This window comes from Pullulanibacillus camelliae (assembly GCF_014642655.1).
Lineage (GTDB): Bacteria > Bacillota > Bacilli > Bacillales > Sporolactobacillaceae > Pullulanibacillus > Pullulanibacillus camelliae.
Genome location: NZ_BMIR01000009.1, coordinates 111,521 through 137,990, shown reverse-complemented (window position 1 = coordinate 137,990; position 26,470 = coordinate 111,521). Strand labels below are relative to the sequence as shown.

Below are 26,470 nucleotides of genomic sequence, written 5' to 3'. Positions count from 1 at the left end.
CTCATTTAAGAAAAAATTAGTTTAACTTGAAAGCTTCAGTTACAATGCGCGCCTGTTCAACCTTGTGAACACCTGGCTCTCCAACAGCCGGACTCGCAGCTTCTGGACGGCCCACGTAATTGACATTTACACGCTTAGAAACAAGTGCACGGAGCCGAGGTTCAATGAACATCCAAGCCCCCATATTTTTAGGTTCTTCTTGTACCCAGACAAGCTCTTTAACGTTTTTGAACTTCTTAGTGATCTCTTTAAGCTCTTGTTCTGGGAACGGATATAATTGTTCGATACGTACAAGATGGACCCTTTCTAGGTCTGCCTGCTCTTGTTCTTTGATTTGTGCTGTGAGATCTAGACTGACTTTACCACTGCTTAAGATCAGGCGTTCTACCTTATCAGGATCACTTCCTAAAGCAGGTTGTTCTAAGACGGTCTCAAAATGGCCTTCTGTAAATGCTTTTGCTTCTGAAGCTACCACCTGATTACGCAACAAGCTCTTTGGCGTCATAATCACTAATGGCCGGATACCTTCTTTGCCTAACATTGCAGCTTGACGTCGTAAAATATGGAAATACTGTGCGGCACTTGATAAATTAGCCACTGTCCAGTTTGCTTCGGCAGCAAGCTGAAGGTAGCGTTCAAGCCTTGCACTGGAGTGCTCAGCGCCTTGTCCCTCATAACCATGAGGAAGCAGCATGACTAAACCAGATTTTTGCCCCCATTTTGCACGACCGGCTGAAATAAATTGATCAAATATAGGTTGAGCAACATTCGCAAAGTCACCATATTGCGCTTCCCAAAGCACTAATGTCTCTTGAGAAAACACATTATAGCCATACTCAAAGCCTAACACAGCTGTTTCAGAAAGTGGACTATTATAAATGGCAAAAGATGCTTTGGCCTCTGGAAGCCCATGTAATGGTGAATAGAGACCGCCATTCTTTTCATCATGCAACATGAGATGCCGATGCGAGAATGTGCCACGCTGTGCATCTTGACCCGTAAAACGGATCGGCGTTCCTTCTCTAAGGATTGTCGCAAAAGCAAGGGTTTCAGCATGTCCCCAATCGACTTTGCCGCCATCTTCAAAAGCGGAGGCACGACGTGACAAAATTTTATTTAACTTTCCATAAACGTTAAAGCCTTCTGGCCATTTCAATAAATTGCTGTTAATGGTCTTTAAGACGTCCTCATCAACAGAGGTATCAATCGTTGGCCAATATCCAGTGACTGTCTCTGGAGGAAGCATTTCATGCACTTCAGTAGCATGACTATTTTTGATCTCATCATAGATGCCTTGAAGCTTTGCCTGAACATCTTGAACAAATTGCTCCGCTTGTTCAGCCGTGAGAATTCCCTCGTTTTCCAGCCTTTGGGCATAGATTGCACGAACCGTTTCATGGGCATTGACAAGCTCATACAATTTCGGTTGCGTTACAAAAGGATCATCCATTTCATTGTGACCGAATCGACGATAGCCGATGAGATCAATGAGGAAATCCTTACCGAAAACCTTACGATATTCATAGGCAAGGTTTGCAGCTGCTAAGCACGCTTCAGGATCATCAGCATTCACATGAACAATCGGAATTTCGAAGCCCTTCGCCAAGTCACTGGCATAACGCGTAGAACGTCCGTCAGTGCTTTCTGTCGTAAAACCAATTAAGTTGTTCGCGATGATATGAACCGTTCCTCCTGTTGTAAAACCAGGCAGTTGACTCAAATTCAAAGTTTCAGGGACAACGCCTTCACCTGGAAACGCTGCATCACCATGCACCATGATGGTAAACGCCTTCGAAAGATTCTGCTCAGGCAGACCAGGCATGCTGCGATCCTCTTGAGCGGAGCGTGCATAGCCTTCAACAACAGGATCAACAACCTCAAGGTGGCTTGGATTATTGGCAAGAGTTATACGCGCCTTAACCTCTTCGCCTTCCTTGATCTCCCAGTTCTCACCAAGGTGATATTTAACGTCCCCTGCCCATCCTTTATTGATGACTGTGTCATCATCAAGCGCTGCATGAGCAAATTCGGCAAGTATCTTTTTGTAAGGTTTGTTTAAAACATGGGCAAGCACGTTGAGACGACCTCTATGTGCCATACCGACAATCACATCTTTTGCCCCATCTTCAACACCATCTTTGACGATCTGTTCAAGCATGGGGACAAGGGTATCCACACCCTCAATAGAAAAGCGCTTTTGCCCAACAAATGTTTTGTGTAAAAAATGCTCTAATCCTTCAACATCAGTTAAGCGCTTAAGAAGAGTAATCCGCTCCTCATTGGATAATTGTGGGTGAATCTGTCCGGATTCAATTTTATTCGTCAACCATTTATGCTCTTCGAGGTCGTGAATGTGACCCACTTCATAGGTTAGCGACTGAGTATAAATGGTTTTTAAATGCGTAACGACATCTAAAGCGTTATGAACACCACTAGGTGGATTTTTCCAAATAACGCTTGCAGGTATATCTAAAAGATCCGCTTCACTTAATCCATAGGTAGCCGCATCAAGCATTCGCGTATCTTTATCTTTACCATTAATCGCATGAATATCAGCAGCTAAATGCCCATAGATTCTAATATTATCTGCATATTTAGCCGCTGCCACAACCTTATCTAATGGTACAGTGCTTGCATTTTCTACACCTTGAACAGTTGAAGTCGTTGCTGAATAAGATGGAGGTGCTCCCCACTCATCAAATAATGCCTTTAATTCTGGATCTACAGCATTTGCATCTGTGCGGTAGATATCGTACTGATCTTGAACATACCCAAGATTGGGACCATATAGGTCTTGCCATGGCGATTGACTGCCACTATTCTCCGTTGCCATGAATGACACTCCTAACTTTTATTTTCCGAAGTATCTATGAAATAAGATGACGATAAAAATGATGAAATTGAACCGATTTTTATTATGGTTCACTTTGAAAAATTAAAACATCCCCCTAAGCAATCTCTCCTTTTTGAACATTAGTCGTCCCGTGCATGCGGGCAGGTAGACATCTGGTTATTGACAGCTCGAGATAGCTCCTGCCAGGGGCGAGGTTTATGGGCTTTCATTTCTTTTGAAAGCATTTTTCTACATCTCCTTAGCCATTTTAGTACAATAGACCAGCATCCTCAAGTTTCTTTTTGATTTTAATGTGATTTTTTGAAAAAACTCTAAGTTATAACGATAAAGTAACGCACAATGGAAAAAAGGAAATTTTAATCACAACCACAAAATTTCCCTCCCACATAATTAATAGCATAATAGAAACGTTCCGCCAAGAAGAAAGCCCTATAAACTCACATTTTTTTCACATTTATCGAAACAGTGCTTTAATGAATGAGTATGGAAACATTTCACAAATAATCGATAGAATTATTTTAATTATTCGTCTTTTATAATCGTTTAACTGCCATTCCGCCAAACCGCATATGTATAGTGTGTTATTAAAACAATTAGAGAGCTTAGCTTGTACCGCTTCGCTGAGGACTTCTGATATGATTATATGGTTAGTCGCAGTCACAAGCGCTTAATGGCAAATCTGATAGTTCAAGAACTCTAAAATAAAGCTAGGCAAGCGGTCCTTACTCTTACTTATATCGCTAAAAAAGAGAATTATTTTTATCCAAAGGGCTTCGGGAGGCAACAAGTGGAGGGAGGAAAAGGTGCGAGACTCCAACGGGAACAGCACGTGTCCGAAGATCCACTCAGGAAAACAGATCGTCCATTCCCAAGTGAGCTGAGGCCGTGCCCGTGGTAAGCGAGCATCCTGGAGCGGAAATCACCTACCCATGCTATACCCAATTTCAACATTTATTTTCGCGCCAAGGGAAAAGTATGCCCAAAAACAGATAACTTTTTAGTACACGATCATTTTATTGCTTCATCGCAGTGACTTTCTCAATATTATTCCTAATATAATTTGATCTTGAACTGAAATCTCGTTTTTCTTTGAAGGATGAATAAATCAGGTTTCTAATCTTTTAAAATAAACTACCGCTAGTAGTCACCAACGGTAGTCTATATCTGCTCATCATATTGTTTAGCTGCCCTCTTCATGCGCCATAAAAACAATATGGATATCAACAACATCAAGAGGCTTGCGCCTACTAAAATATCTGCTTTTATAATCGTTTTGTTTTCAAAGGGAAGAACAGAGCCCATAAATAAAAAAGCTCCTAAGAATAAAAAGATAAAACCAAAACGCCTAAAATCGACAACTTTGAGTTTGAGAGCATTCTTTTCACGATCGGTCATATAGTATCCCTCCATCACTATCATAACATGGACGGATGCTTAATTTCGCTTGTAATTGTTGCTAATCAGGCGTAGTTTTTCCAGTTTAATCTTGTAATGCAGCCTCCAGATCAGCGATCAAGTCATCTACATCTTCAATACCTACTGAGATGCGGATCAGACCGTCAGTAATCCCCAATGCCTCACGTCGTTCTTTCGGAATAGAAGCATGAGTCATTCGAGCTGGAACCGATGTTAAGCTTTCAACGGCTCCTAAGCTTTCTGCGAGCGTAAAGTAATTAATTTTCTTCAGCACTTGATCAGCTTTCGATGCACTGCCGACATCAAAGGAGATCATTCCACCAAATCCTTCGGCTTGTTTTTTGGCAATCGCATGCCCTTGATGCGTCGCTAACCCTGGATAATAGACTCGTGATACCTGAGGATGCTTTGTTAAATAGTCAGCTATGCGGCCTGCATTGCCTTCATGCGCTTCCATTCTTATGCCGAGGGTTCTTATTCCTCTGAGGAGTAAAAAAGAATCCTGGGGTCCCAGAATTGCTCCTACAGAGTTTTGAATAAAATGAAGTCTTTCAGCTAAGCTTTCATTGCAGACGACAGCAAGACCTGCGACCACATCACTATGGCCACTAATATACTTTGTCGCACTGTGCAGGACGATATCCGCTCCTAAATCTAACGGTCGCTGCCAATAAGGCGTATTAAATGTATTATCAACGATGAGTAAGAGATCATGTTTATGCACCATTTCACTGATAGCTGTTATATCTGTAATTTTTAATAAAGGATTCGTTGGGGTTTCGACATAAATAGCTTTTGTATTGGCTTGAATCGCCTGTTCAACCGCTTGTTCATCGCTAGTATCGACAAATGTAACAGAAAGACCAAATTGATTGAGCACCTTAGATATGACACGGTACGTGCCACCATATACATCATCGGTCATGACAATATGGTCCCCGGATTGAAACAGCATCATCACTGATGATATAGCAGCCATGCCAGAGCCAAATGCAAACCCAGCATAACCATTTTCCAAATCTTTAATCAATACTTCAAGAGCATGCCGGGTTGGATTCCCCGTCCGTGAATATTCATAGCCCTTATGCTTTCCAATCTCCTCTTGCTTATAAGTGCTTGTTTGGTAGATAGGAACAACGACCGCTCCCGTCTGCTCATCTTCGGAAATCCCGGCATGTATCAATTGAGTTCTTTTCTTCATATTAATGTCCTCCAATGCGATAGATGTCTTTGCTCAAATAGCGGTCACTGCCGTCTGGAAAAACGGTGACAATGACTTCACCTGATTTTGCCTTTTGGGCTTCCTTTAACGCTGCACAACAGGCTGCGCCCGATGAACTTCCAACAAGCATTCCCTCTTTTTTGCCCAACAGCCTGACCATTTCAAAAGCCTCTTGATCTGAAATTGTATAAATCTTATCGAAATACTCTGTTTTAAGGTACAGCGGAATAAATTCCATACCTATTCCCTCGGTTTCATGTGAGCCTGGCTCCCCGCCATTCAGTATGGAGCCTTCGGGTTCAACAATCATGGTCTTGATTTCTCGATTTTGCTCTTTCAAATATTCTGCGGTTCCCATAAATGTGCCACCAGTGCCTGCGCCTGCTATAAAAGTTGTCACTAGCCCATCCGTATCCTGCCAGATCTCAGGCCCAAGGGTTTTATAATAGGCTCTGGGATTGGCCGGATTAGAAAATTGCGCAGGTGAATAGCTATTAGGAATTTGTTTTAATAACTCCTGTGCCTTATGAATAGCCCCCTGCATTCCCTCTGAACTTGGCGTATGAACGATTTCTGCTCCTAAAGCCTGTATAAGGGCTTGTTTTTCTAGGCTAAATTTTTCTGGCACACAAAAGATAACATGGATAGGCTTCCCGATCGCCGCTAACGCAATTCCAATTCCAGTATTGCCCGCTGTAGGTTCTATAATCGTTCCACCTTCAGACAGTTCACCAGAATTGAGCGCAGCCTGAACGAGCTCTTGCCCTAAGCGGTCCTTGATACTGCCGCCTGGATTAAGATATTCAAGCTTTGCTAATAAACGAACCCCCTCGGGAAGGGGGAACGCCGTCACTTCTACAAGTGGGGTATGACCTATGACCTCATGAATAGTATTAAAACGCCTCATTCACATCTACTCCGCAAAGACTTGACGCCATTCATCTTTACTGGCAAGCATGGTACGTGCGATCTGTTTTGCCCCTTCTAAACTATGATTGGCGGCCCATCCACACTGTACAGGATTACAAGCAGGCACTTCATTCGCCTCTAAGACATCATTTAAGGTCTTTTCTAATGCCTCAAGCGCTTCATCGTAGCTTTCATTATTTAAAATAGAAAGATAAAAGCCTGTTTGGCATCCCATTGGACCAATGTCAATGACCCCATCCATGTGATTGCGAATATTTTCTGCCATCAAATGCTCAATAGAGTGAAGACCAGGCATATCCATATGCTCTTGATTTGGCTGACAAAAGCGAATGTCGTATTTATAAATTTTGTCTCCATGACTGCCTTCAGTAACGCCAACAAGACGTACATAGGGGGCTTTGACCTTTGTATGGTCCAAATTAAAGCTTTCAACATTCATTTTTTTCGGCATGATTCACAGCTCCTTTAGCATAAATAATATGAGACTCGCAGAATTAGTTGCAGCTGTTTCCAAAAATTTATCAAAGGTGATATCTGCATGCTTACCAGCAATATCTGAAAGGGAACGGATAATAACAAAAGGAACATTAAATTGATAGCTCACTTGAGCAATCGCTGCAGCTTCCATCTCTCCGCATTGTAATTCAGGAAAATGTGCCTTTATTGCCATGACACGTTCGGGATCTGAAAGAAAGGAGTCACCCGTTGCAATCCAGCCTTTAACAATCTGAACCCCGCCAATCTGTTTAGCCGCTTGCTCGGCGATTGCCATTAATCCGGGATCTGCTTTGAAGGTCGCTGGCATTCCTGGTACCTGACCGAGGGTATAATCAAAGGCAGTGACATCCACATCATGGTGAACAACCTCTGTGGATATGACAATATCTCCTACGTTAAGTGCGGTATTAAATCCTCCTGCTGACCCCGTATTAATAATGACATCAGGGTGATAAGTGTTAATTAATAGTGTTGTGGCCATCGCGGCATTCACCTTGCCAATGCCAGATTGGAGGACGACGACATCTTGGTCATCTATCTTTCCTGTATAAAAGACGCAGCCCGCTTGCTCCCCCGTCTCTAGTCCTTCAATTGATTGTTTCAGCAACGTCACTTCTTCATCCATTGCACCAATAATGCCTACCTTCATACGCTTAACTCCTTGCCTCTATGTTTTAAAGTAAGATGATCGAAGAACACTTTTCACCTCACCAGTAGTTACTATTCCATTAATAGGGTATTCTTCACGATAACTTCTTGTTCAAGTCACATACATGTTCAGTGTGGCTTCCTTAAATCGGTGAGCACTTGCCCTATCCCAGATTCTAGCACACTCCTGTCAGTCTGCCTAGTTTCCTTATTTAATCAGCGAACGATTAATCTATTAGTTAATCACTAGGTTTAATAAGATTTAGTGTTTTCACTGTACCATATATCTCCACTCACCAGCAAGCAAGTCACTGCTCCCAACCGCAGGGGCTAATGGAGAAAAACATTTTAATTAGAAACCTCGGCTTATTGCCAAGCCTTACTAGCGAAAGCCAAGGTTAAATAAGGGCTATTTACTCGTAGCAGTGGCCATTTATTATTTTGAAAGGGATCCACCTTGGCTCTCACGATACCCCTTCACCGCTTAAGTTAAGAGGAACAGAAACGAGCAGCATTCCCTTTCAAAATTTTATATTTAGAAAAACCGGGCGAAAAGCATGCCCGGTCCTTGCTTGGTATAGTGCATCATCCAATATGAAAGAGGCTTCGTTGCCTGGTCAAGTGGAATGGAGCGCAAGACGCTCAGGCTCCAGCGGGAAGTGGGAGATCGGTAAGACCTTTGCAGTGCGAAGGCGCGAGAAGGCTTACCACTCCCCCGCGGAAAGCGAGCGGCCTGAAGCGGAAATCCGCACCGTCCTCATGATCAGAAATTTTATACTTTCTGATCTTTTAAAAAGACTGAGCACGCGCATGCTCAGTCTTTTCTCTGGGAAGTTATGAACCCTCTTCGTCTACGCTCAGAGGCTTCCATCCTTTATTTTTCACCCATTGTAATAAAACATCATAGGTTGTATTTGAACCTTTCGCATGAACCTTACCCAATGATTTATCTGGGGCACCACCATTGCCCAGCCAGACGACGACCATATCCCCTTCAGAAATCCCAGTGGCTATCGACATCGCTTTAACCCGTTCATTCCAATCGACAGATCCCTGATCATAATTCGTTGTATGAGGTTCACTTTGTGACGTTCCTATTGGCTTCCATGGTCCTGTTAAAGCCGGACCATTTTTCGCATCCTCATCAGTTGTCGAATCACTGTCATCAGACGTTGTTGAATCATCATCTGATACTTGTGAGTCATCTCCTTGATTCTGATCATCTGTTGCTTGTGTATTATCTTTATCCGATTTATCTTTACTTGAATTTTCTCCAGCTGTCTTATGCTTTTCCTCACTTTTTGTTGTTGCATTTTGCGTGCTCGCTGTATCAGATGGGGAATTTAAAATATTTATGAGTAAATATCCACCTATCACTACAATCAGCGCAACCACAATGCCGATAGCCCAATTGAGAAAGCGATCAAAGCTTGACTTTTGTCTCCTTGAAGAGCGTGAAGAAAAGGATTTGTCTTCTTTAGCCATCATCCATCCTCCTTTTTACTTCCCTCTATAGATTGTACCACCAATACACTATTCGTAGTATAAAAAGTTATCCTGTCCTCTCGTCAAAAATTGAATGAATAAAAGGTAAGACTGTCGAATAGAGATAGAACATAGGCTGTTGGACTGTCAAAAGGACACTAGAAATGACGAGTTTAGCTGCCAATCAATATCGCAAGACTAAAGGAGACTCTCTTATATGCCAAAAATTCATTTTGATCGTACCCTATCCCATCTTGAAACCTTTGATACCATCGCCTACAATCCACTGACTGAAACGCTCACTGTCTATTTTGATAATGGTGAAACAGCTTATTTTTCTAGCGTTCCAGAAAAAGTGATTTTTTATTGGCTAATTACAGAAAATAAAGAAGCTTATTTAAAAGAAACGATCATGAAAAAAAGGACTGATCGAGTAGATGCAGTCCAACAATATTAGCATAGACCCACTATGAATGCCGCGCTTCATCGAGTTGGTGAAGGTCGTCGACAAGATCATGATAGATTTCATAGGTTTTATGATCTCCCGGATGATGATCAAGATTGACAACAACCATAGCATATTTTGGATCATCAGCCGGGAAGTAACCGGCAAACCATTCATTTGTATGTCCCTTATCCGTCTCTGCTGTTCCAGATTTTCCTGCAACTGGATAGGACGCATCAGCTAAAGCATGTCCGGTGCCCTTCTTGTCCTTAACAACATCACGAAGCAGAGCTTGTAACCTTAATATGGTATAAGACTCTAGCCTGCTATCCCCCAACCCTTCCTTAGGAAAGGTTGTCAGCTTTACACCACTTGGCTGATTATAATCGACCTCTGTCGCTGATCTGACACTTTGTTTCTCACCGCCACGACTAATGGTTGCCATCATATTGGCAACAGACAACGGTGTAAGCCGAACATTAAGCTGACCGATAGCCGTTTGAGCGATAGCTTTTGAATCATGGTGATCGGCTCCTTTTGCCCAAATCACATTGCTTTCTTCATCAGGAAACTGTTGAAAGTTCTGCAAACGGAACACGTCATCCGTCCAGCCAACCTTATCCGTTAGGCCTAATGCCTTACCGAAGCGTGTGAGTGTTTGATCATCGGTTTCCATCAGGCGATTTGCAAGGGTAGCAAATGTATAATTACAGCTTTGAGCAAAGCTATCTTCAAAATTCAATGCACCAAGCTGGCGCTCACCTTGTCCTGTTCCATAAGGGTTCAAATTACAATTAAATGTTTCCTCATCGTTCACTAGATTATTTTGAATCGCGGCCGCCGCTGTCACTATTTTAAAAACAGAACCAGGGTATTGAGCCTTCAGCATTTGATTGCCATTAGCAAAAGGATGGTGAGCATCCATTTGTGGCAGGCTTACCATGCTTAACAAGTCACTGGTCACAGCATCTAAGATCACCACACCGCCTTTTTTCAGCCCATGCTTAGCAGCGGCTTGCTCGGCGAGCTTTTGAATCGCCGTATCGAGCGTTGTTTTGACCTTTAAAGGATAATATTCAGTATTTGCTTTTGATGACACCCGCACACTATTATCGAACAAGGGCTCACCTGAAGCGCTAGTATGATACAGCAGCTTAGTTTCATTCTTTGATAAAAGAAACGGATCAAAAGCCTTTTCCATCCCTAAAACACCAATTGGTGTCTGCGTTGTCACATTACCATTCTTCAATAAATCTGGATAAAGCTTTTGAATCGCCGTTGGATTTTCCTTTGTTGTCCCAAGGACATAGGAATCCGACCACTCCTTTGACGGTTGTCTCACTTTTAAGGCCTGAACACCTACGATATGAAGCTGGTTAATCTGTTTCATTTGCTCTTTGGTCAGCTTTAAAGATTGCCCCCTAAAAACAAAGGCCTCTTTAGCACGCTTAATGGCTGAAGTCATATCAGCCGCTGGAACGTTAATAATTCGAGCCAACTTTTCTACTGGCCATTTTCTATTTTTCAGAAAAGGAAATAAGACCAATGCGGGTTGTTCTACATCATTTAATTTGACCTTCCCCGTTCGATCAAGCAAAATGCCACGCCCATTATTAATAACAAATTGACTTGTCCGCTGGGTAATGCTTTGCGTGATTAGATTGACATGTGCTCTTGAAAATGATGTGGTAGCAAAAAGTTGAATTTGTGCCAACCGGCAAATAAACCCTGCAAAAATGAGCAAGATGGCAATACCTATAAACATTATGCGTCGATTTCGCATCACTCCCACCACCTTGCCTCTAGTGTTGACCGATCGATATCACTATAAACAAGGGAAATGGAGAAAGACGAACCGTTACAGTATATATCCTGAAAAGAAAACAGCACCTAGTGAGAACTTATAATGGCACGCTGCCAGCTCGGCTGTTGATCTCCTTAACCTGGAGTGGAAACGGGCACCGCCCTTCGTGATCAGAAATTTTATACTTTTTCCTGATTTATTCATACTTCAAAGAAAAACGAGATTTCAGTTCAAGACCAAACTATATTAGGAAGCATATTAAGAAAGTCACTGCGATGAAGCAATAAAAGGATCGCGAACTAAAAAGTTATCTGTTTTTAGGCATACTTCTCCCTTGGCGCGAAAATAAATGCTGAAATTGGGTATAGCATGGGTAGGTGATTTCCGCTCCAGGATGCTCGCTTTCCACGGGCACGGCCTCAGCTCACTTGGGAATGGACGATCTGTTTTCCTAAGTGGATCTTCGGACACGTGCTGTTCCCGTTGGAGCCTCGCACCTTCCGCTCCAATCACTCGAGTTTTATCCTTTGGATGCGCTGTAGTATTTCCCAAAAAAATGCTTGATACACGAAGCTGGAAGGTCATTTGAAGGACAAAGATCGCCCGGATTTCACTAATTTACTAGCGACTTTAATCATCTTTGTCCGTATCGTTTGGATTGGCATCGTCTTTTATCCCTCTAGATTGATCAGCCGCGTCATCTTCGGAATACCCGGCGATCATTTAATAGAGTTTTTGGTGAATCAGCTGTTCATTCGCATGAGCAAAGTAACGCCTTTCATCCTTTAGTTTTAGGTATTGAATCAAAGGTTGGGAGAAACCCACTTTTTCGTCAAATTCTCGAAATAAGAACTCGCCGGTATCAGAGGAGAGTGAACCTCTATCATTTGACAATTTAATTCTACGAGTGAAATCAAGCGTTATTTGCGGTAAAGAAGCCATTATAAGAAGCCTTTCTGATGGTTATTTCGTCGATGTTTTAACCTTATCAGAGACGGATTTTTTTCATTTAGTTGATGCGTTGAAATTCAGAATAAAGCACTTGATAGATAAGCCTTTTTACTGTGTTTTAGGAATTTCTATAACTAATCTAGGCTTTTGTATGAAAACAAACGTCTTTCATCTAGTAGAACCTATAGCGTCTTGTCAATACTGAGCGAAGACATACACGCTTATCAAAAGTTTCATGGTAGAGGATGGCGACGCGAATGTGAAGCCACGGTGGTTTCTGATCCTTTTAAAAAAGCATCGCCGCTTGGCGATGCTTTTTTGTATCATTTAGTTGACCTCAACGATTTTAACGAGCAGGTCTCCTCCTGGTGTTGGGACCGTGACTTCTTCACCAATGCTACGACCAATGAGGCTTTTAGCCATCGGTGAATCGTTGGAGATTTTACCTTCAAAAGGATCGGATTCCGCACTACCAACAATTTTATAGGTTTCCATATCACCATCAGGTAGCTCTTGGAACGTGACTGATTTCCCAATGCCAACGACATCAGGATTAGAAGCATCCTCTTCAATGATGACGCTATTGCGGATCATTTGTTCTAATTGCTGAATGCGCGATTCAACAAAGGCTTGTTCGTCCTTAGCCGCATCGTACTCAGAGTTCTCAGACAAGTCACCAAAGCTACGCGCAACCTTTATCCGTTCAACAACTTCTTTTCTCCGTTCAACTTTAAGATAATCCAGTTCCTTTTCTAACTTTTCTTTTCCTTCAGCTGTCATATAATGTTTCTTTTCCTCGACCAAAGTGACACACTCCCTCTTTATTATCAACACAACTTATAGTAAGCGTTTGACTAATTTACTTCTATAGACTTGTCATTAATTCCTTCCAAAATGGAACGGATTTTTGTCACCATCAAATCAATGGCAACAACATTCTGTCCACCTTCAGGAATAATGATATCTGCATAGCGCTTTGTCGGTTCAATAAATTGATTATGCATTGGACGTACTACTGTGATGTACTGATCAATAACAGAATCCATTGTTCGTCCGCGATCACTCGTATCCCTTATCAATCGACGAATAATGCGAAGATCCGAATCGGTATCCACATACACCTTAATGTCCATCAGGTCACGCAATCGCTCATCCTCTAATATGAGAATGCCTTCTAAAATGATGACATCTTTTGGTTCGATAGGGATTATTTTATCAGATCTCGTGTGAACTGTATAGTCATATACTGGCTTTTCAATAGGTTCAAAATTCTTTAGCTTAATTAAATGCTCGATTAATAGATCATGATCAAAAGCAAGTGGATGGTCATAATTGATTTTCTGCCGCTCCTCCATCGATTTCTCATCATGTGCTTTATAATAAGCATCTTGTTCAATTAAAGCAATAGATTGATTGGGAAAGCTCCTTGAGATCTCATTAGCTACAGTGGTTTTCCCAGATCCAGAGCCACCGGCAACTCCTATAATAATTGGCTTTTTTGACATGCGATTTAATCCCTTCTTACAAATGCTTGTGCTTTTAAATGCGTCGAATCATCCGAAAATGACAATCAAAACCTGCACTATGATTACCGCCTCATCTTGTATGTGACTTCAATTTATACAGATTATACAGGGAAAAGAGGAGCAAACGCTACTCCTCTTTTTTGACGTTATCCCATTCATGCTTATACTTATTCACCACTTTATCGTGTTCTGCAAGTGTTTTAGTATAAATAATTTTGCCATTTGGCCGCGCATAAAAATACAAATCTGAAATATCTGCTGGATTCAGAACAGCACTGATGGAAGCCTCACTCGGGTTATTGATCGGGCCAATTGGCAAGCCCTTTTGATGATATGTGTTATATGGTGAGCTCACTTCTGTATCCTTGTAGGTTACCTTCTGTTTTGAGCTTCCTAAGGCGTATAGCACCGTGATATCACTCTGTAAAGGCATGCCTTTATTGATGCGGTTATAAAACACTCCCGCTACCTTTTGACGATCCTCTGGCTGACTTGCTTCTCGTTCTACGATAGATGCCATGGTTAGAATCTTATGCACCGAACCTAAAGAATTAGTATTGATCTGTTTTTGATATTTATTCAATATCGTCTGGGTCTTATCCAACATTTTATCAATGATGGTATCCAAATTCGGCTTTTTCTTATCATAGCCATATGTCGCAGGGAACAGATAGCCTTCCAATGGTGATTTAATCTTTTTATCTAAAATGGCATCCTTTAAGAAAGGATATTTCTTCATGTAATGCGTCTTAATATAATCGCGATTTGTCAGCTTGTCATGGATTGCTTTAGTACTCATCCCCGTTTTTTTAGCAATCCGCTCTGTAATTTGGGAAACGGTAAAGCCTTCTGGTATCACAACAGTTAGTGCTGCTTGACGGTCGACATCGCCATTCTCCATTTTCTGAATGACATCCTTAACAGACATTGAGGGAGAAAACTGGTAGATTCCCGCTTTAAAATCGGTTTGATTTTTATATTTAGCATAATAGCGAAAAACTGGACTACTATGAATAAGTCCTTTGGATTCTAGCAGATCTCCAATTCCCTCAACCGAAGTTCCACTTGGAATCGCAACGACAATTTTTTTATCACTAGAAGAACTCACTGGGGCTAAAGAATGATGAATATAATAAAAAATGAAAGTGATGCCGCCTATAATAATAATCGCGAGCGCGATGACGATGATAAAGACAATTTTTCTCACAAGCTGCGCTTCATTCGCCCGCTCCTTTAGCTTGTTGAATTGGTCTTGTGATTCTCCCAATAAGAACGCCCCTTTCAATTTCCTAATCCATTATACTATAAGATAGTAAAAAGTCGAGGAATCTTGAGAGAATATTACAATTTTCGTCTTTTTTCTTTCCTTCCTTTATCATTCCCATTGCCAGGGTATAAAAGGTAGCACCTAAAAAAAGACATCTGCACTCCAAAACGTATAAGCAAGGCAACCAAAAAGCTCCCCGAATAAGGGAGCCTTGTGTCTATCTGTAAATTTATATTCGTCTAAAGGTCTTCATTGTCAGCAAAGGTATTTAACATTTCCTCAACAATGTCCCATTCCTCGTCCGTTTCAATCGGGTAAAGATTGAATTCGCCGTCGACATCTTCATATCTGAAACCGAATACCTCGGCCTCATCCTCCTCATCCTCTTCAGAGGATTCTACAGGCTGAACAACCATATAGGATTTTCCAGTTTCGTCAACATCAAAGGTAAAGAGAATATCAAAGAGATGCTCTTCACCCTCTTCGTCTGGAATTATGATACGCTCTTGATCTTCATCATGTGTATGCGTCATTCTAGCGACACTCCATTTCCATTACGATCTAAATACCCTTGCAAAATTAATACAGCAGCGGCTTTATCAATGACCTTTTTTCTCTTTTTACGACTGACATCCGCCTCGATTAATATTCTCTCGGCAGCCATGGTTGTCAAGCGTTCGTCATACATCTCAACGGGCTTGCCAAAGCGCTCACTTATTTGTTTCGCAAAGTGTTGGCAAGCCTCTCCACGTTCACCAATGGTGCCATTCATATTTTTTGGAAGTCCGACAACAAAACGAGAGACGTCATAGGCCTCAGCCAATTCACCAATTCGATTATAAAGCACATGTCTCTTATGCTGCTCATAATGAATGGTTTCAATACCTTGAGCTGTCAGCCCTAGTGCATCACTGATCGCAATGCCTACGGTTTTCGTTCCGTAATCGAGCCCCATCACTCTCATAGATCTTCCTCGCGATGCTTCTCTAAATAAGTCGTCACTAGCTCTTCAATAATCTCATCGCGTTCAATTTTACGAATGAGATTACGAGCATCCTGATGGCGGGGAATATAAGCTGGATCACCTGACAATAAATAACCAACGATTTGATTGATCGGATTATATCCCTTATCCTGTAAAGCTTGATGAACCTTTAATAAGACATCTTTGACATCATTGCGATCAGGTTCATCAAAGAATTTAAATTGCATTGTTTTGTCCATTTCGGGTCCCCCCTCATCTTGGAATAATTAGGACTGCTCTGACACCCATTGTTCTACATAATGAAGCGCATTGTCAAGCGCTTGGGGATTCTTACCACCAGCTTGTGCCATATCTGGGCGTCCACCGCCACCGCCACCACAACGTGTCGCAACTTCCTTCACTAACTTACCTGCATGATAGCCTTTTTTAACGAGATCATCCGTCACCCCGCTGGCAATATTGACCTTTTCGCCACTAACAGAAGCCAGCACAACCACAACGGACTGCAGCTGCTCTTTAATTTTATCAACCATGGCACGCAATCCATTCATATCTTGACCCTCAATTTTACGCGCGACAACCGAAACACCTTCTATCTTTTTAATAGACTGTTTGATGTCGTTGAGCTCTGTATTACCTAATTTCGCTGTTAAGGACTCTTTTTCCTTTTCCAATTGATGAATTTGCTGAGATAATCCTTCAATTCGATCGGGAATACCGTCAATCGTCGTTTTTAACAAGGAAGCGATATGCTGAAGATCCTTGAGACGCTCATTGAGCAATGTAAAGGCTGCTTTCCCTGTTACAGCTTCAATACGACGCGTGCCTGCACCGATTCCTGCTTCCGCTACGATTTTAAACAAGCCGATTTCAGACGTATTCGCCACATGGCAACCGCCACAAAGCTCCAAGCTGTAATCCCCGATTTGAACGACCCGAACGATGTCGCCGTATTTTTCACCAAATAGCGCCATTGCCCCCATCGCTTTCGCTTCAGCAATATTTTTTTGAAAAATGTTAACAGGCAGCTTGGCCCATATCTTTTGATTGACAATCTCTTCAACTCGAGCAAGCTCCTCATCATTGACTTTGTCAAAATGAGTAAAGTCAAATCGAAGTCTTTCTGGAGCGACTAAGGACCCTGCTTGATTGACGTGCGTGCCAAGAACATCTTTCAAAGCTTGATGCAGGAGATGAGTAGCGGTATGATTCTTTTCTGTGTCCGCTCTGCGTTCAGATTGGACGGTTGCAACAAAGACATCGCCTTTTTTGACATGACCTTTATTTACAAGAACAGTGTGCAAATGCTGACCGTTAGGTGCCTTTTTGACCTCTTGAACAAGCAGCTCGGTGTCTTGATTCGTCAGCATGCCTTTATCAGCAATTTGTCCACCGCTTTCCGCATAAAAAGGGGTGACGTCTAAAATCACTTTGATCTCATCACCTGTCTGAGCGAAATCGACAAGGTCATTGCCTTTGACAATGACTGAAACCGTTGAAGACACTTCATGCTCAGAGTAGCCCACAAAATCACTGGCCACCGTGATATCGCGCAGCGTATCATCCTGTACCTGCATAGAATCTGTTGTTTGCCGGGCCTGTCTCGCTCTTTCCCGCTGAGCTGCCAATTCCTTTTCAAAGCCGTCATGATCGATAACTAAACCAGCTTTTTCGGCATATTCCTCTGTCAACTCAACTGGGAAGCCGAAGGTATCATATAGCTTAAACACATCTGCACCGGCAATCACCGTTTCTCCAGCCGCTGCTGCCTTTTCAATCACATTCTCCAATATCGCTAAGCCGTCATGGAGTGTTTCATGAAAGCGTTCCTCTTCCGTACGAATGATCTTCTGAACAAGACCCGTTTTGCTTTCAAGCACATCATAAAATTCACCCATAATCTCAGAAATTAGCGGTACAAGCTCGTACATAAAGGGCTTTTCTATATTGAGCTCCATCGCAAAGCGGACGGCTCGGCGGATAAGGCGTCTTAGAACATAGCCACGACCTTCATTCGAGGGCAAGGCACCGTCAGAAACGGCAAAGGAGACCGCCCGCACATGGTCAGCAATCACTTTAAAGGCGATATCCTTTTCAGTAGACTTTCCATACTGTTCACCACTGATCTCTTCAATGCGCTTGATCAATGGGATGAATAAGTCCGTATCAAAATTGGTCTTAGCCTCTTGAATAATCGAGACCATACGCTCAAGGCCCATTCCCGTATCAATGTTTTTCTTTGGAAGTGGTGTATAGCTCCCATCTGGATTGTGGTTAAACTGCGAAAACACGAGATTCCACACTTCAAGATAGCGCTCATTTTCTCCACCCGGGTAAAGCTCCGGATCATCGGGATTATTGCCATAAGCTTCGCCTCGATCATAGAAAATCTCCGTATTCGGTCCACTTGGCCCCTCACCAATGTCCCAAAAGTTTTCCTCTAAGCGTATAATGCGCTCTTTAGGAAGACCAATCCTTTTATGCCATAACTCAAATGCCTCATCGTCCTCTGGATGAATCGTCACTGATAAGCGTTCAGGTTCAAAACCAATCCATTTGTCACTGGTTAAAAATTCCCAGGCCCATGTGATAGCTTCCTCTTTAAAATAATCACCAATTGAGAAATTCCCCAACATTTCAAAGAAGGTGTGGTGCCTTGCAGTGTATCCTACATTTTCAATATCATTAGTGCGAATCGCTTTTTGGGCATTAACGATTCTAGGATTTTCTGGGACCACCCGTCCATCAAAATACTTTTTTAATGTAGCCACACCACTATTGATCCAAAGCAGGGTTGGATCTTCATGAGGAATAAGAGAGGCACTTGGCTCAACACGGTGGCCCTTCTCTTTAAAAAAATCTAGAAACATTTGCCGCACTTGTTTTGAACTTAACCTTTTCATGCATACTTCCTCCTTCTAAGCGTTAACGAGTCGATCAGTCTAGGCGTTATAATGCAAAAAGCCCCCATCCCAAGCAGGGACGAGAGCTATAATCTCACGCGATACCACCCTAGTTATAAACGCATTTCCCACTAAAGAAATGGTTTATCACCTTCAGCTACATGATAACGGGTGTCCCCGGCAGGTATTAATTGCACTTCAAGAGTGGCACTCACCAATCGTTACACCTGGATTCTCTCAGCCTTGGAATCCTTTTCTGTCAGGGTCGGATCAATGATTAACTCCTTCACCGTATTGACGCTATTTATCGTTAACAGTCATATCTTATACACAGATTATAGTCATGTCTCCTGTTGATTGTCAATTTTTTTTCGATATTTCATAAAGTGGATGATAAAAACACGAAGAATCACAAAGATGGGCACAGCAATCAGCATGCCAACAACCCCTGCTATATCTCCGCCTATAACTAATGCGAGCATGATAAAGATCGGGTGAATATGCACACTTTTCCCAACGATTAACGGACTAAAAATATTCCCTTCTAGGAATTGTACAATCAATATTAATAACAAGACAAAGATGACTTTTTTCATAGACAGCGTCACCGCCACAAGCAAAGCGGGCACAGCGCCAATCACAGGGCCAAAGTAGGGAATAATGTCGGTAATTCCTATGAAAATGCCCAATAGAAGGGCATAAGGAATATGCAAGATCCATAATCCGATAATAGAGACAATGGCGACAACAAGACAGACGAGTAACTGCCCTCTGATATAACTGCCTAAAGATTCATCAATCTCTGTCGCGAGCACTCGTCCAGAATCCCTAAATCGAGTTGGCACATGGCGATTTAACCAATTTTTCACTCCTGCAAAATCCTTTAATAAATAAAAGACAATAAACGGAATGAGCAAAATGGTAAAAATGGATTTAAACAGACCTTGTATCCATAAGATAATGCGCTTCACAAGCTGATTTAAACCATTTTCTAATGAACCAAGAATACGATCAAAGTGATCATGAAGCGTTTCGGGAAAATCAGAAGTAGCGTAATAAATATGATTGACATTATCCTTATACATTTCTTGAAGATGCGGACCTTGTTTTGCAAAGCTTTTTAGCTCTTCTATCACGATCGGTGCTCCTTTTATACAGGCAAAGATCACCGCACCAAAAAACAAAAGATAGATCACTAAAATAGCTAGTGGTCTCGGCAAGCCTTGCTTATGTAAACCCTCAATTAAGGGATGTAGCAGATAGGCGATCAAACACGCGATCAGAAATGGTGCTAAAATTCTTATGAGATAATCAAATCCATGCAGAATATAGGGAAATAACTTTAAGAGAAACCAGCAGTTTAAGAAAATGAGAATTAAAACGGCTAATTTTTTCATCCAATCCAAAGTCGTCCATTTTTTCATCATGACCCCTCCAATGCATAGTCTGCCTCAGAAGCTGCACTGTTATGATAAAACAGCAAAATTGCTATTCTAATGCCTATAAATGTTTTACATTAGAAAACTTGGCTTCTACTTCACCGCTCCATTCAGCACAGCCTGATGTGATTTCCCTAATCACGCATTAAGGTTGCACCCTTTGGGCACCCCTGATGTGTTTTTCCAAATCACGCATTAAGGTTGCACCCTTTGGGCACCCCTGATGTGTTTTTCCAAACCACACATTAAGGTTGCACCCTTTGGGCACCCCTGATGTGTTTTTCCAAATCACACATTAAGGTTGCACCCTTTGGGTACCCCTGATGTGTTTTTCCAAACCACACATTAAGGTTGGCTGCAAGCCTTAGAGGGCGAAGGCAAAAGTTACACTTATGAGCGTCAGCGAAGTTATACATTCTATTAGTATTAAAGAGGGGGGCTAAAACGAAAAGAGATCACATTCATACCGAACGATAAGATTTTTAAAGAAGCTAAGGAAAACAAATGCGTGGTTAAAATACGGAGACTCCTGCAGGAACGGGGCCAGCGTTACTTCACGAATAAACTTCGAGTGGTTCCGAGGAAGCTGACAACGAAGCGATACGAGTAGACGCAGGAACAGATGATTTTTAGTCATAAATAGTTGGAGCCCTTAAAAAGGGTTGTCTAGGTGCCTTACATTCTTCAAGGCACTTCGGCTAAGTGTGTCACATCCATTAAGGCACCTCGACTAAAAACATCACATCCATACACCCCAAAAAGTAAAAAGCGCTTTTCGGGGACCCCGGTGGTGCGTCGAACGCCAAAGCTAGCGCCTGATGCGGGCCTGAGGAGGGGACCGCAGAAAGCGAGTAGTTTGACGGAGCGCTTCACGACTCACTTAAAAATCCGAACGCATCCCTTCAAAATTGTGGATGCGTTCGGATCCTCTATGAGCTGAAGACTTCTGTCTCAGCCTCTTTGTCACTTTATATTTTTTAACCTAGGTTAAGCTCTTGATCCTCGAATAAATCATCAAGTGTTGTCAAACTTCCGTCCTCTTCCACTTGGTTTAGAGATAAGCGCCCATTGGTGAGTGTTAATTCTATGAAACAATCCCAACAATAGAACTGATTCACACCAATTTTCCCTAAATTTTTATTTTTACAATTTGGACAGTGCATACAATTTTTCACCTCTAATTGCATCTTGTCCAAATTTCAAAAGGTTATACGTCACCTTCTTCAGACATAAAGACATCCTCCCAATCGTCATCCACTGATTGGAGTCGCTCAACAAGCTTATCCTTTAGTGCCGAATGCCTTGTACCGCTGTCGGTTTGTTGAATAGAATAAGCGAACGCCTGTTCATCCCCACATAAAATGAGAAATGACTTACTACGCGTGATGGCCGTATAGATAAGATTGCGCCTGAGCATTCGATGATAGCCTTTTACGATGGGCAACACAACAATCGGGAATTCACTGCCTTGGGATTTGTGAATTGAACAGCAGTACGCCAAAGTGATCTGATGCAAATCCCGTTTTAAATAAGTGATCTCTTTCCCATCAAAAGAAACAACAAGCTGATCTTCTTTGTCTGTCGTTTCCTTAGCTCTGAAGATGGCAACCACTTCACCAATATCGCCATTAAAAACACCTTGATCGGGGTTGTTGACAAGCTGTAGAACCTTATCTCCTGTCCGATACAGCTTGTCCCCAAACGTCAATGTCCGTTTTTGTTCACTTTCTGGATTCAAGAGCTCTTGCAGTGCTTGATTCATCGCATCAATGCCCGCATTTCCTCTATAAATAGGCGCTAATACCTGAATGTCCATAGGTGTATAGCCCTTTTTTACAGCGTTTTGGCAAACCTGACTAACGACATCTACAATTTGATTTTGATGACAGCTAAAAAAGCTACGGTCTCCTGTAGGTTTGGCAAGCTCTTTTGGGACTTGACCCTTTTTTATTTCGTGAGCAAGCTCTATGATAGATGAATCCTCGGACTGCCGATAAATATCCGTTAAACGGACCGTTGGAATCACTTCAGAGTGTAAGAAATCATTTAGCACCTGCCCGGGGCCAACCGAAGGCAGCTGATCCTCATCACCAACAATGATGACTTGCATAGGAAGCGGCAAGGATTTAAACAATTGATTAGCAAGCCAAAGATCAACCATGGACATTTCATCAATAATCAACAGCTTTCCTTCAATAGGATGCTCTTCATCATGATCAAAACCACTTCCACCTCGCCAGCCAAGCAGCCGGTGAATCGTAACAGCAGGAAGGCCTGTTGATTCGCTCATACGCTTTGCTGCCCGCCCTGTTGGTGCTGCTAAGATAAACGGATAAGGGTTGTCTTGATTATACTCCTTCTCATTTAAGGAAAGACCACGGAGTTCAGCAAAGATCTCAACAATTCCCTTAATAACAGTGGTTTTTCCTGTACCAGGTCCCCCTGTCAGAAGCATGAGCGGGGATTGAATCGCTTTTTGAATGGCTTCTTTTTGAGAAGGCGCATATTGAATGCTTAAGCGCTCTTCCAACTCGCCTAGTGCTTCAAGAAATTCACTTTCAGAAAACTCACTTTCAAAATCAGTTTGTTCCGACAACTTTTTTATACTTGTAACGATGCCTTTTTCAGCAAAATAGAGGGAGGGAAGGTAGACATGCTCCCCTTCTACAATCAATAAGCCTTCTTCTTCTAGTATATTGATTTCTTTTTCAATAGATTCCGTGCTCACTTCCTCGGCCTTACTCATGGTTAATAACGCTTGAACCCCTGCTATAACTTCTTCAAAGGGCATATACACATGGCCTTCATTCATCGCCTTTTCGTTCAGCCAATACAAGCAGCCGGCCTGGATACGCTCTGGATGATCCCCTATCAGACCAAGCCGCCGGCCCAATTCATCGGCACGTTGAAAGCCAACGCCTTCTATATCCTGCACAAGTTGATAGGGATTGCTTTCTATCATACTGATGGCTTCATTCCCATAAGTTTGATAAATTTTGGTGGATAATTGCGTACCAAACCCATAATCTGAAAGTGCAATAAGCACCTTTTCTAACCCTTCGTGCGCGAGTAGTGTTTCAGCGATTTGTAAGGCCTTGTCCTCTTGAAGTTTTGGCACCTCGCTTAACACTTCCGGTTGGTTTAAAATCTTCGAGATGGCATTCTCTCCCAAGTGCGCAACGATACGTTCAGCTGTCGTTTGTCCTATGCCGGGGAATAACTCACCAGAGAGGTACTGAACGACACCATCCTTGGATTGGGGAAGAAGCTTCCTAAATTGCGTGACTTCATATTGCTGGCCATACTTGGGGTGTTTTTTTAGCTGTCCAAAGAATTGATAACTTTCATGGAGGTGGATCACTGGAAAGTAACCAAAAATCGCAATATCTTTAGATTCAATCGCTTCATTGGTTTCTTGAACTCGAATCCTCAGAACGGTATACGCATTATCGTCATTGCGAAACACAATGTGGTGAGGCGTTCCTTTGACATATTTTTTTTCTTCAGAAAACAGATCTAGCGTTTCATTTGTCATGATCCTTGTTCCTTTTTACTCAACTGTTTGAGACCGTTAATAGCTAAGAGATGATCCTCCTGCAAAGCTAATGCTTTTTCAAAGGCTGCTTTTGCCTCAACGCTTTGTCCCTTCATCCCGAAGGCGACTCCCATATTATAATAGGCGTCCGGGTGGTTTGGCTTTTGCTCAATAATGCGATTCAATTGCTCTAGGGCCATATCAATATGATTAAGTTTAGCCAAGCATAAAGCATATTGAAAACGGGCCTCAACATCATCTTCATTTAATTCGACAGCTGTTTGCAAATGGACAAGCGCCATCATCAACTGGCCAACATTTACATAGGACATCCCAAGCATGAAGTGAAGATCCGCCTGATTAAGTCCCTGTTGTTCAGCCTTTTTAAACTCCACAATCGCCTCATTATAACGCTCTAGCTCATAGAGTGCCCCACCATAACCATAGTGGGCAGACGGATAGTTTGCCTTCAGGCTAATCGCCTTTTCAAAAAAATTCAAGGAGCGCTCCAATTCGCCAATCATCGTAAGTACCGTTCCAAAATTAATATATCCAAGCGGATCCTGTGGATGATCCTGAATAGCTCGGTCAAAAGCACGCATGGCTTCTTCATACTTTTTTTCATTTAAATAGTTTATTCCAATCTGATTCCAATCCTCCATTTGGATCCCTCCGTGTTACCCTAAATCTCTGATAAGTATATCAAAAATAAGAAGCAGCTGGAAATAGAAGAGCAGTAATTTCCCACTAGCACTTGCGTTAGACAAAGCATTAAAAGAAAAAATAGACAACAATGCCTATCCCTTCATAGGCTAAAGGAATAGGCAATGTAGTAGCCATTTGAGGGGAGTTTGGTTCATTTATACCTCCCCTTTGTCACAATAAAACCATAATTTGGGAAACTCGAGGATTCGGAACATTTCAGGCACAATATGTTCCCAAACGCTGCGGACCACTGAAAAATGACTCACCCAGCGGATTGGATTAGAAGGCACGCGAGATTCGGAACACTCTAAAATCGTATGTTCCTCGAGCGCCGCTGACTCATGATGCGATACGAGAGTCCTGCGGGAAGTGGGAGACCGATAAGACCTTAGCAGCGTGCAGCGCGAGGAGACTTACCACTTCCCCGCGGAAAGCGAGCTGCCTGGAGTGGAAATCCGCACCGTCCTCATGATCAGAAATTTTATACTTTCTGATCTTTTTAGAAACTTGGCTTACACCTCTTCGCTGGTACTCCTGATATGATTTTTGCAAATCACACTCTTAGGGTGCCCGCAAGCCTTAGATGGTGAAAGCCAAAGTTACATTTATACTCTCTTCCTTTGAGAGCAGCAGCGAAATTATAATTTCTAATAGTATAAAAAAAGCCGAACGCATGGACAAATTCTATGCGTTCGACTCCTCTATGAGCGGAATACTTCTGTTTTCAGCCCCTATTTTGCGGCAACAAAATCTAATTTTTCGTGATAGATTTTTTGATAAATGGTTGCTATAGTGGCACCACCTAGACAAACCTCTCCATCGTAAAAAACGACGGCTTGACCTGGAGTAATCGCCTTTTGCGGCTCATCGAACATAACAGTGAGACGGCCATTTTCTTCAATATACACAGTTACCGGTTGATCAGGCTGTCTGTAACGGAATTTCGCCGTGCATTTAAAGGCCTCCTCAGTAGGTGCGCCATTGATCCAATTGGTTTTTTCAGCGGATAATCCATCAGAAAATAGAACAGGATGATTGTCTGGAGCGACATAAAGGATATTTTCCTTCAAATCCTTTCCACACACAAACCACGGTCCACCAGGTCCGCCAATGCCCAGCCCTTGACGTTGTCCATTGGTATAATACATCAACCCTTCATGACGGCCTTTATATTCGCCATCAATCGTCAGGATATCACCACTTTGCGCGGGCAAATAGTGGCTTAAAAATTCCTTGAAATTGCGTTCACCAATAAAACAAATCCCCGTGCTGTCCTTTTTGTTTGCTGTGGCCAATTGATGTTTGCGCGCAATGTCACGCACCTCAGATTTTTGTAGTCCACCCAAAGGAAACATCACATGAGAAAGCTGTTCCTTCGTCAATTGGTTTAAAAAGTACGTTTGATCTTTTCCACGATCCACGCCTCTGAGCATTTTGACTTGTCCATTCACACGATCGACCCGTGCATAATGACCTGTTGCCACATAATCCGCACCTAATGCCAATGCATGGTCTAAAAAGGCTTTAAATTTGATCTCTTTATTACACATGACATCCGGGTTAGGTGTTCGTCCGGCTTTATATTCATCTAGGAAATAAGAAAAAACTTTATCCCAATATTGTTTTTCAAAATTCACAGCATAATAGGGAATGCCGAGCTGTCCGGCAACACGGGCAACATCCTCATAATCCTCAGTAGCAGTACAAACGCCGTTTTCATCGGTATCATCCCAGTTTTTCATAAAAATACCGACAACATCATAGCCCTGCTCTTTAAGCAACAAAGCCGTAACAGATGAGTCGACCCCACCTGACATCCCAACAATAACACGTGTCTCTGCTTTTGATTTCACGGAA

At 42.3% G+C, this 26,470-nt stretch carries 22 protein-coding genes and 1 pseudogene; 2 read left to right on the top strand and 21 right to left on the bottom strand.

Going from position 1 to position 26,470, the window contains the following annotated elements:
• Nucleotides 1-16: 16 nt before the first annotated feature.
• From IEW82_RS10935 to IEW82_RS10905, 7 genes are all read right to left on the bottom strand, one after another.
• A complete protein-coding gene (locus IEW82_RS10935; RefSeq protein WP_188693729.1) occupies nucleotides 17-2,833 on the bottom strand; it encodes a 2-oxoglutarate dehydrogenase E1 component in 2,817 nt (938 codons plus the stop codon).
• A 1,179-nt stretch (nucleotides 2,834-4,012) separates the two neighbouring features.
• Nucleotides 4,013-4,249: a YrhC family protein gene (locus IEW82_RS10930; RefSeq protein WP_188693726.1), complete on the bottom strand. Its 237-nt coding sequence runs from the start codon at nucleotides 4,247-4,249 to the stop codon at nucleotides 4,013-4,015.
• Between the two features lie 85 nt (nucleotides 4,250-4,334).
• Nucleotides 4,335-5,471 (bottom strand): bifunctional cystathionine gamma-lyase/homocysteine desulfhydrase, encoded by a 1,137-nt coding sequence (locus IEW82_RS10925; protein WP_188693723.1) that lies wholly within the window; start codon nucleotides 5,469-5,471, stop codon nucleotides 4,335-4,337.
• Between the two features lies 1 nt (nucleotide 5,472).
• Nucleotides 5,473-6,399, bottom strand: a complete 927-nt coding sequence (locus IEW82_RS10920) for a PLP-dependent cysteine synthase family protein (protein WP_188693720.1) — start codon at nucleotides 6,397-6,399, stop codon at nucleotides 5,473-5,475.
• Between the two features lie 6 nt (nucleotides 6,400-6,405).
• Nucleotides 6,406-6,873 (bottom strand): S-ribosylhomocysteine lyase, encoded by a 468-nt coding sequence (locus tag IEW82_RS10915; protein WP_188693717.1) that lies wholly within the window; start codon nucleotides 6,871-6,873, stop codon nucleotides 6,406-6,408.
• A 3-nt stretch (nucleotides 6,874-6,876) separates the two neighbouring features.
• Nucleotides 6,877-7,569, bottom strand: a complete 693-nt coding sequence (gene mtnN, locus IEW82_RS10910) for a 5'-methylthioadenosine/S-adenosylhomocysteine nucleosidase (protein ID WP_188693714.1) — start codon at nucleotides 7,567-7,569, stop codon at nucleotides 6,877-6,879.
• An 833-nt stretch (nucleotides 7,570-8,402) separates the two neighbouring features.
• On the bottom strand, nucleotides 8,403-9,056 hold the full coding sequence (locus IEW82_RS10905; RefSeq protein WP_188693711.1) for a YrrS family protein: 654 nt from the start codon (nucleotides 9,054-9,056) through the stop codon (nucleotides 8,403-8,405).
• Nucleotides 9,057-9,270: 214 nt separating this feature from the next.
• On the opposite strand from IEW82_RS10905, the gene IEW82_RS10900 reads away from it, so the two are divergent.
• Nucleotides 9,271-9,510, top strand: coding sequence for a KTSC domain-containing protein (locus IEW82_RS10900; RefSeq protein ID WP_188693709.1), 240 nt, complete (start codon nucleotides 9,271-9,273; stop codon nucleotides 9,508-9,510).
• A 10-nt stretch (nucleotides 9,511-9,520) separates the two neighbouring features.
• Here IEW82_RS10900 and IEW82_RS10895 read toward each other — a convergent pair whose 3' ends face one another.
• On the bottom strand, nucleotides 9,521-11,281 hold the full coding sequence (locus tag IEW82_RS10895) for a peptidoglycan D,D-transpeptidase FtsI family protein (RefSeq protein WP_188693706.1): 1,761 nt from the start codon (nucleotides 11,279-11,281) through the stop codon (nucleotides 9,521-9,523).
• A 606-nt stretch (nucleotides 11,282-11,887) separates the two neighbouring features.
• On the opposite strand from IEW82_RS10895, the gene IEW82_RS10890 reads away from it, so the two are divergent.
• Nucleotides 11,888-12,091 (top strand): hypothetical protein, encoded by a 204-nt coding sequence (locus IEW82_RS10890; RefSeq protein WP_188693842.1) that lies wholly within the window; start codon nucleotides 11,888-11,890, stop codon nucleotides 12,089-12,091.
• Here the strand turns inward: IEW82_RS10890 and IEW82_RS10885 are convergent.
• From IEW82_RS10885 to mnmA, 13 genes and pseudogenes are all read right to left on the bottom strand, one after another.
• Nucleotides 12,029-12,244, bottom strand: a pseudogene (locus IEW82_RS10885) (transposase); the annotation flags it as partial. The gene IEW82_RS10890 and the pseudogene IEW82_RS10885 sit on opposite strands and share 63 nt — an antisense overlap.
• A 336-nt stretch (nucleotides 12,245-12,580) precedes the next feature.
• Entirely contained in the window at nucleotides 12,581-13,057 is a 477-nt protein-coding gene (greA, locus tag IEW82_RS10880; protein WP_188693703.1) for a transcription elongation factor GreA, read from the bottom strand.
• A gap of 50 nt (nucleotides 13,058-13,107) precedes the next feature.
• Complete coding sequence (gene udk / locus IEW82_RS10875) at nucleotides 13,108-13,758, bottom strand: uridine kinase (RefSeq protein WP_188693699.1); 651 nt, start codon at nucleotides 13,756-13,758, stop codon at nucleotides 13,108-13,110.
• Between the two features lie 148 nt (nucleotides 13,759-13,906).
• Nucleotides 13,907-15,046: an endolytic transglycosylase MltG gene (gene mltG / locus IEW82_RS10870; RefSeq protein ID WP_188693696.1), complete on the bottom strand. Its 1,140-nt coding sequence runs from the start codon at nucleotides 15,044-15,046 to the stop codon at nucleotides 13,907-13,909.
• A 239-nt stretch (nucleotides 15,047-15,285) separates the two neighbouring features.
• Nucleotides 15,286-15,579: a DUF1292 domain-containing protein gene (locus IEW82_RS10865; protein WP_188693694.1), complete on the bottom strand. Its 294-nt coding sequence runs from the start codon at nucleotides 15,577-15,579 to the stop codon at nucleotides 15,286-15,288.
• Nucleotides 15,576-16,010, bottom strand: coding sequence for a Holliday junction resolvase RuvX (ruvX, locus tag IEW82_RS10860; RefSeq protein ID WP_188693691.1), 435 nt, complete (start codon nucleotides 16,008-16,010; stop codon nucleotides 15,576-15,578). The genes IEW82_RS10865 and ruvX overlap by 4 nt, the downstream gene beginning before the upstream one ends.
• Nucleotides 16,007-16,270: an IreB family regulatory phosphoprotein gene (locus tag IEW82_RS10855; RefSeq protein ID WP_188693688.1), complete on the bottom strand. Its 264-nt coding sequence runs from the start codon at nucleotides 16,268-16,270 to the stop codon at nucleotides 16,007-16,009. The genes ruvX and IEW82_RS10855 overlap by 4 nt, the downstream gene beginning before the upstream one ends.
• 27 nt (nucleotides 16,271-16,297) lie before the next feature.
• The gene (alaS, locus tag IEW82_RS10850) at nucleotides 16,298-18,934 is read right to left on the bottom strand and encodes an alanine--tRNA ligase (RefSeq protein ID WP_188693683.1); all 2,637 of its coding nucleotides are present in this window, start codon (nucleotides 18,932-18,934) and stop codon (nucleotides 16,298-16,300) included.
• Between the two features lie 341 nt (nucleotides 18,935-19,275).
• On the bottom strand, nucleotides 19,276-20,361 hold the full coding sequence (locus IEW82_RS10845; RefSeq protein WP_188693680.1) for an AI-2E family transporter: 1,086 nt from the start codon (nucleotides 20,359-20,361) through the stop codon (nucleotides 19,276-19,278).
• 989 nt (nucleotides 20,362-21,350) lie between these two features.
• Nucleotides 21,351-21,536 carry a YrzR-like zinc ribbon domain gene (locus IEW82_RS10840; RefSeq protein WP_188693677.1) on the bottom strand — a complete coding sequence of 62 codons (186 nt, stop codon included), beginning with the start codon at nucleotides 21,534-21,536 and terminating at the stop codon, nucleotides 21,351-21,353.
• A gap of 44 nt (nucleotides 21,537-21,580) precedes the next feature.
• Nucleotides 21,581-23,908 carry an SF1B family DNA helicase RecD2 gene (gene recD2, locus IEW82_RS10835; protein WP_188693675.1) on the bottom strand — a complete coding sequence of 776 codons (2,328 nt, stop codon included), beginning with the start codon at nucleotides 23,906-23,908 and terminating at the stop codon, nucleotides 21,581-21,583.
• Entirely contained in the window at nucleotides 23,905-24,570 is a 666-nt protein-coding gene (locus IEW82_RS10830) for a tetratricopeptide repeat protein (RefSeq protein WP_188693670.1), read from the bottom strand. The genes recD2 and IEW82_RS10830 overlap by 4 nt, the downstream gene beginning before the upstream one ends.
• A 774-nt stretch (nucleotides 24,571-25,344) precedes the next feature.
• Nucleotides 25,345-26,466: a tRNA 2-thiouridine(34) synthase MnmA gene (gene mnmA, locus IEW82_RS10825; protein ID WP_268237355.1), complete on the bottom strand. Its 1,122-nt coding sequence runs from the start codon at nucleotides 26,464-26,466 to the stop codon at nucleotides 25,345-25,347.
• Between the last annotated feature and the right edge of the window lie 4 nt (nucleotides 26,467-26,470).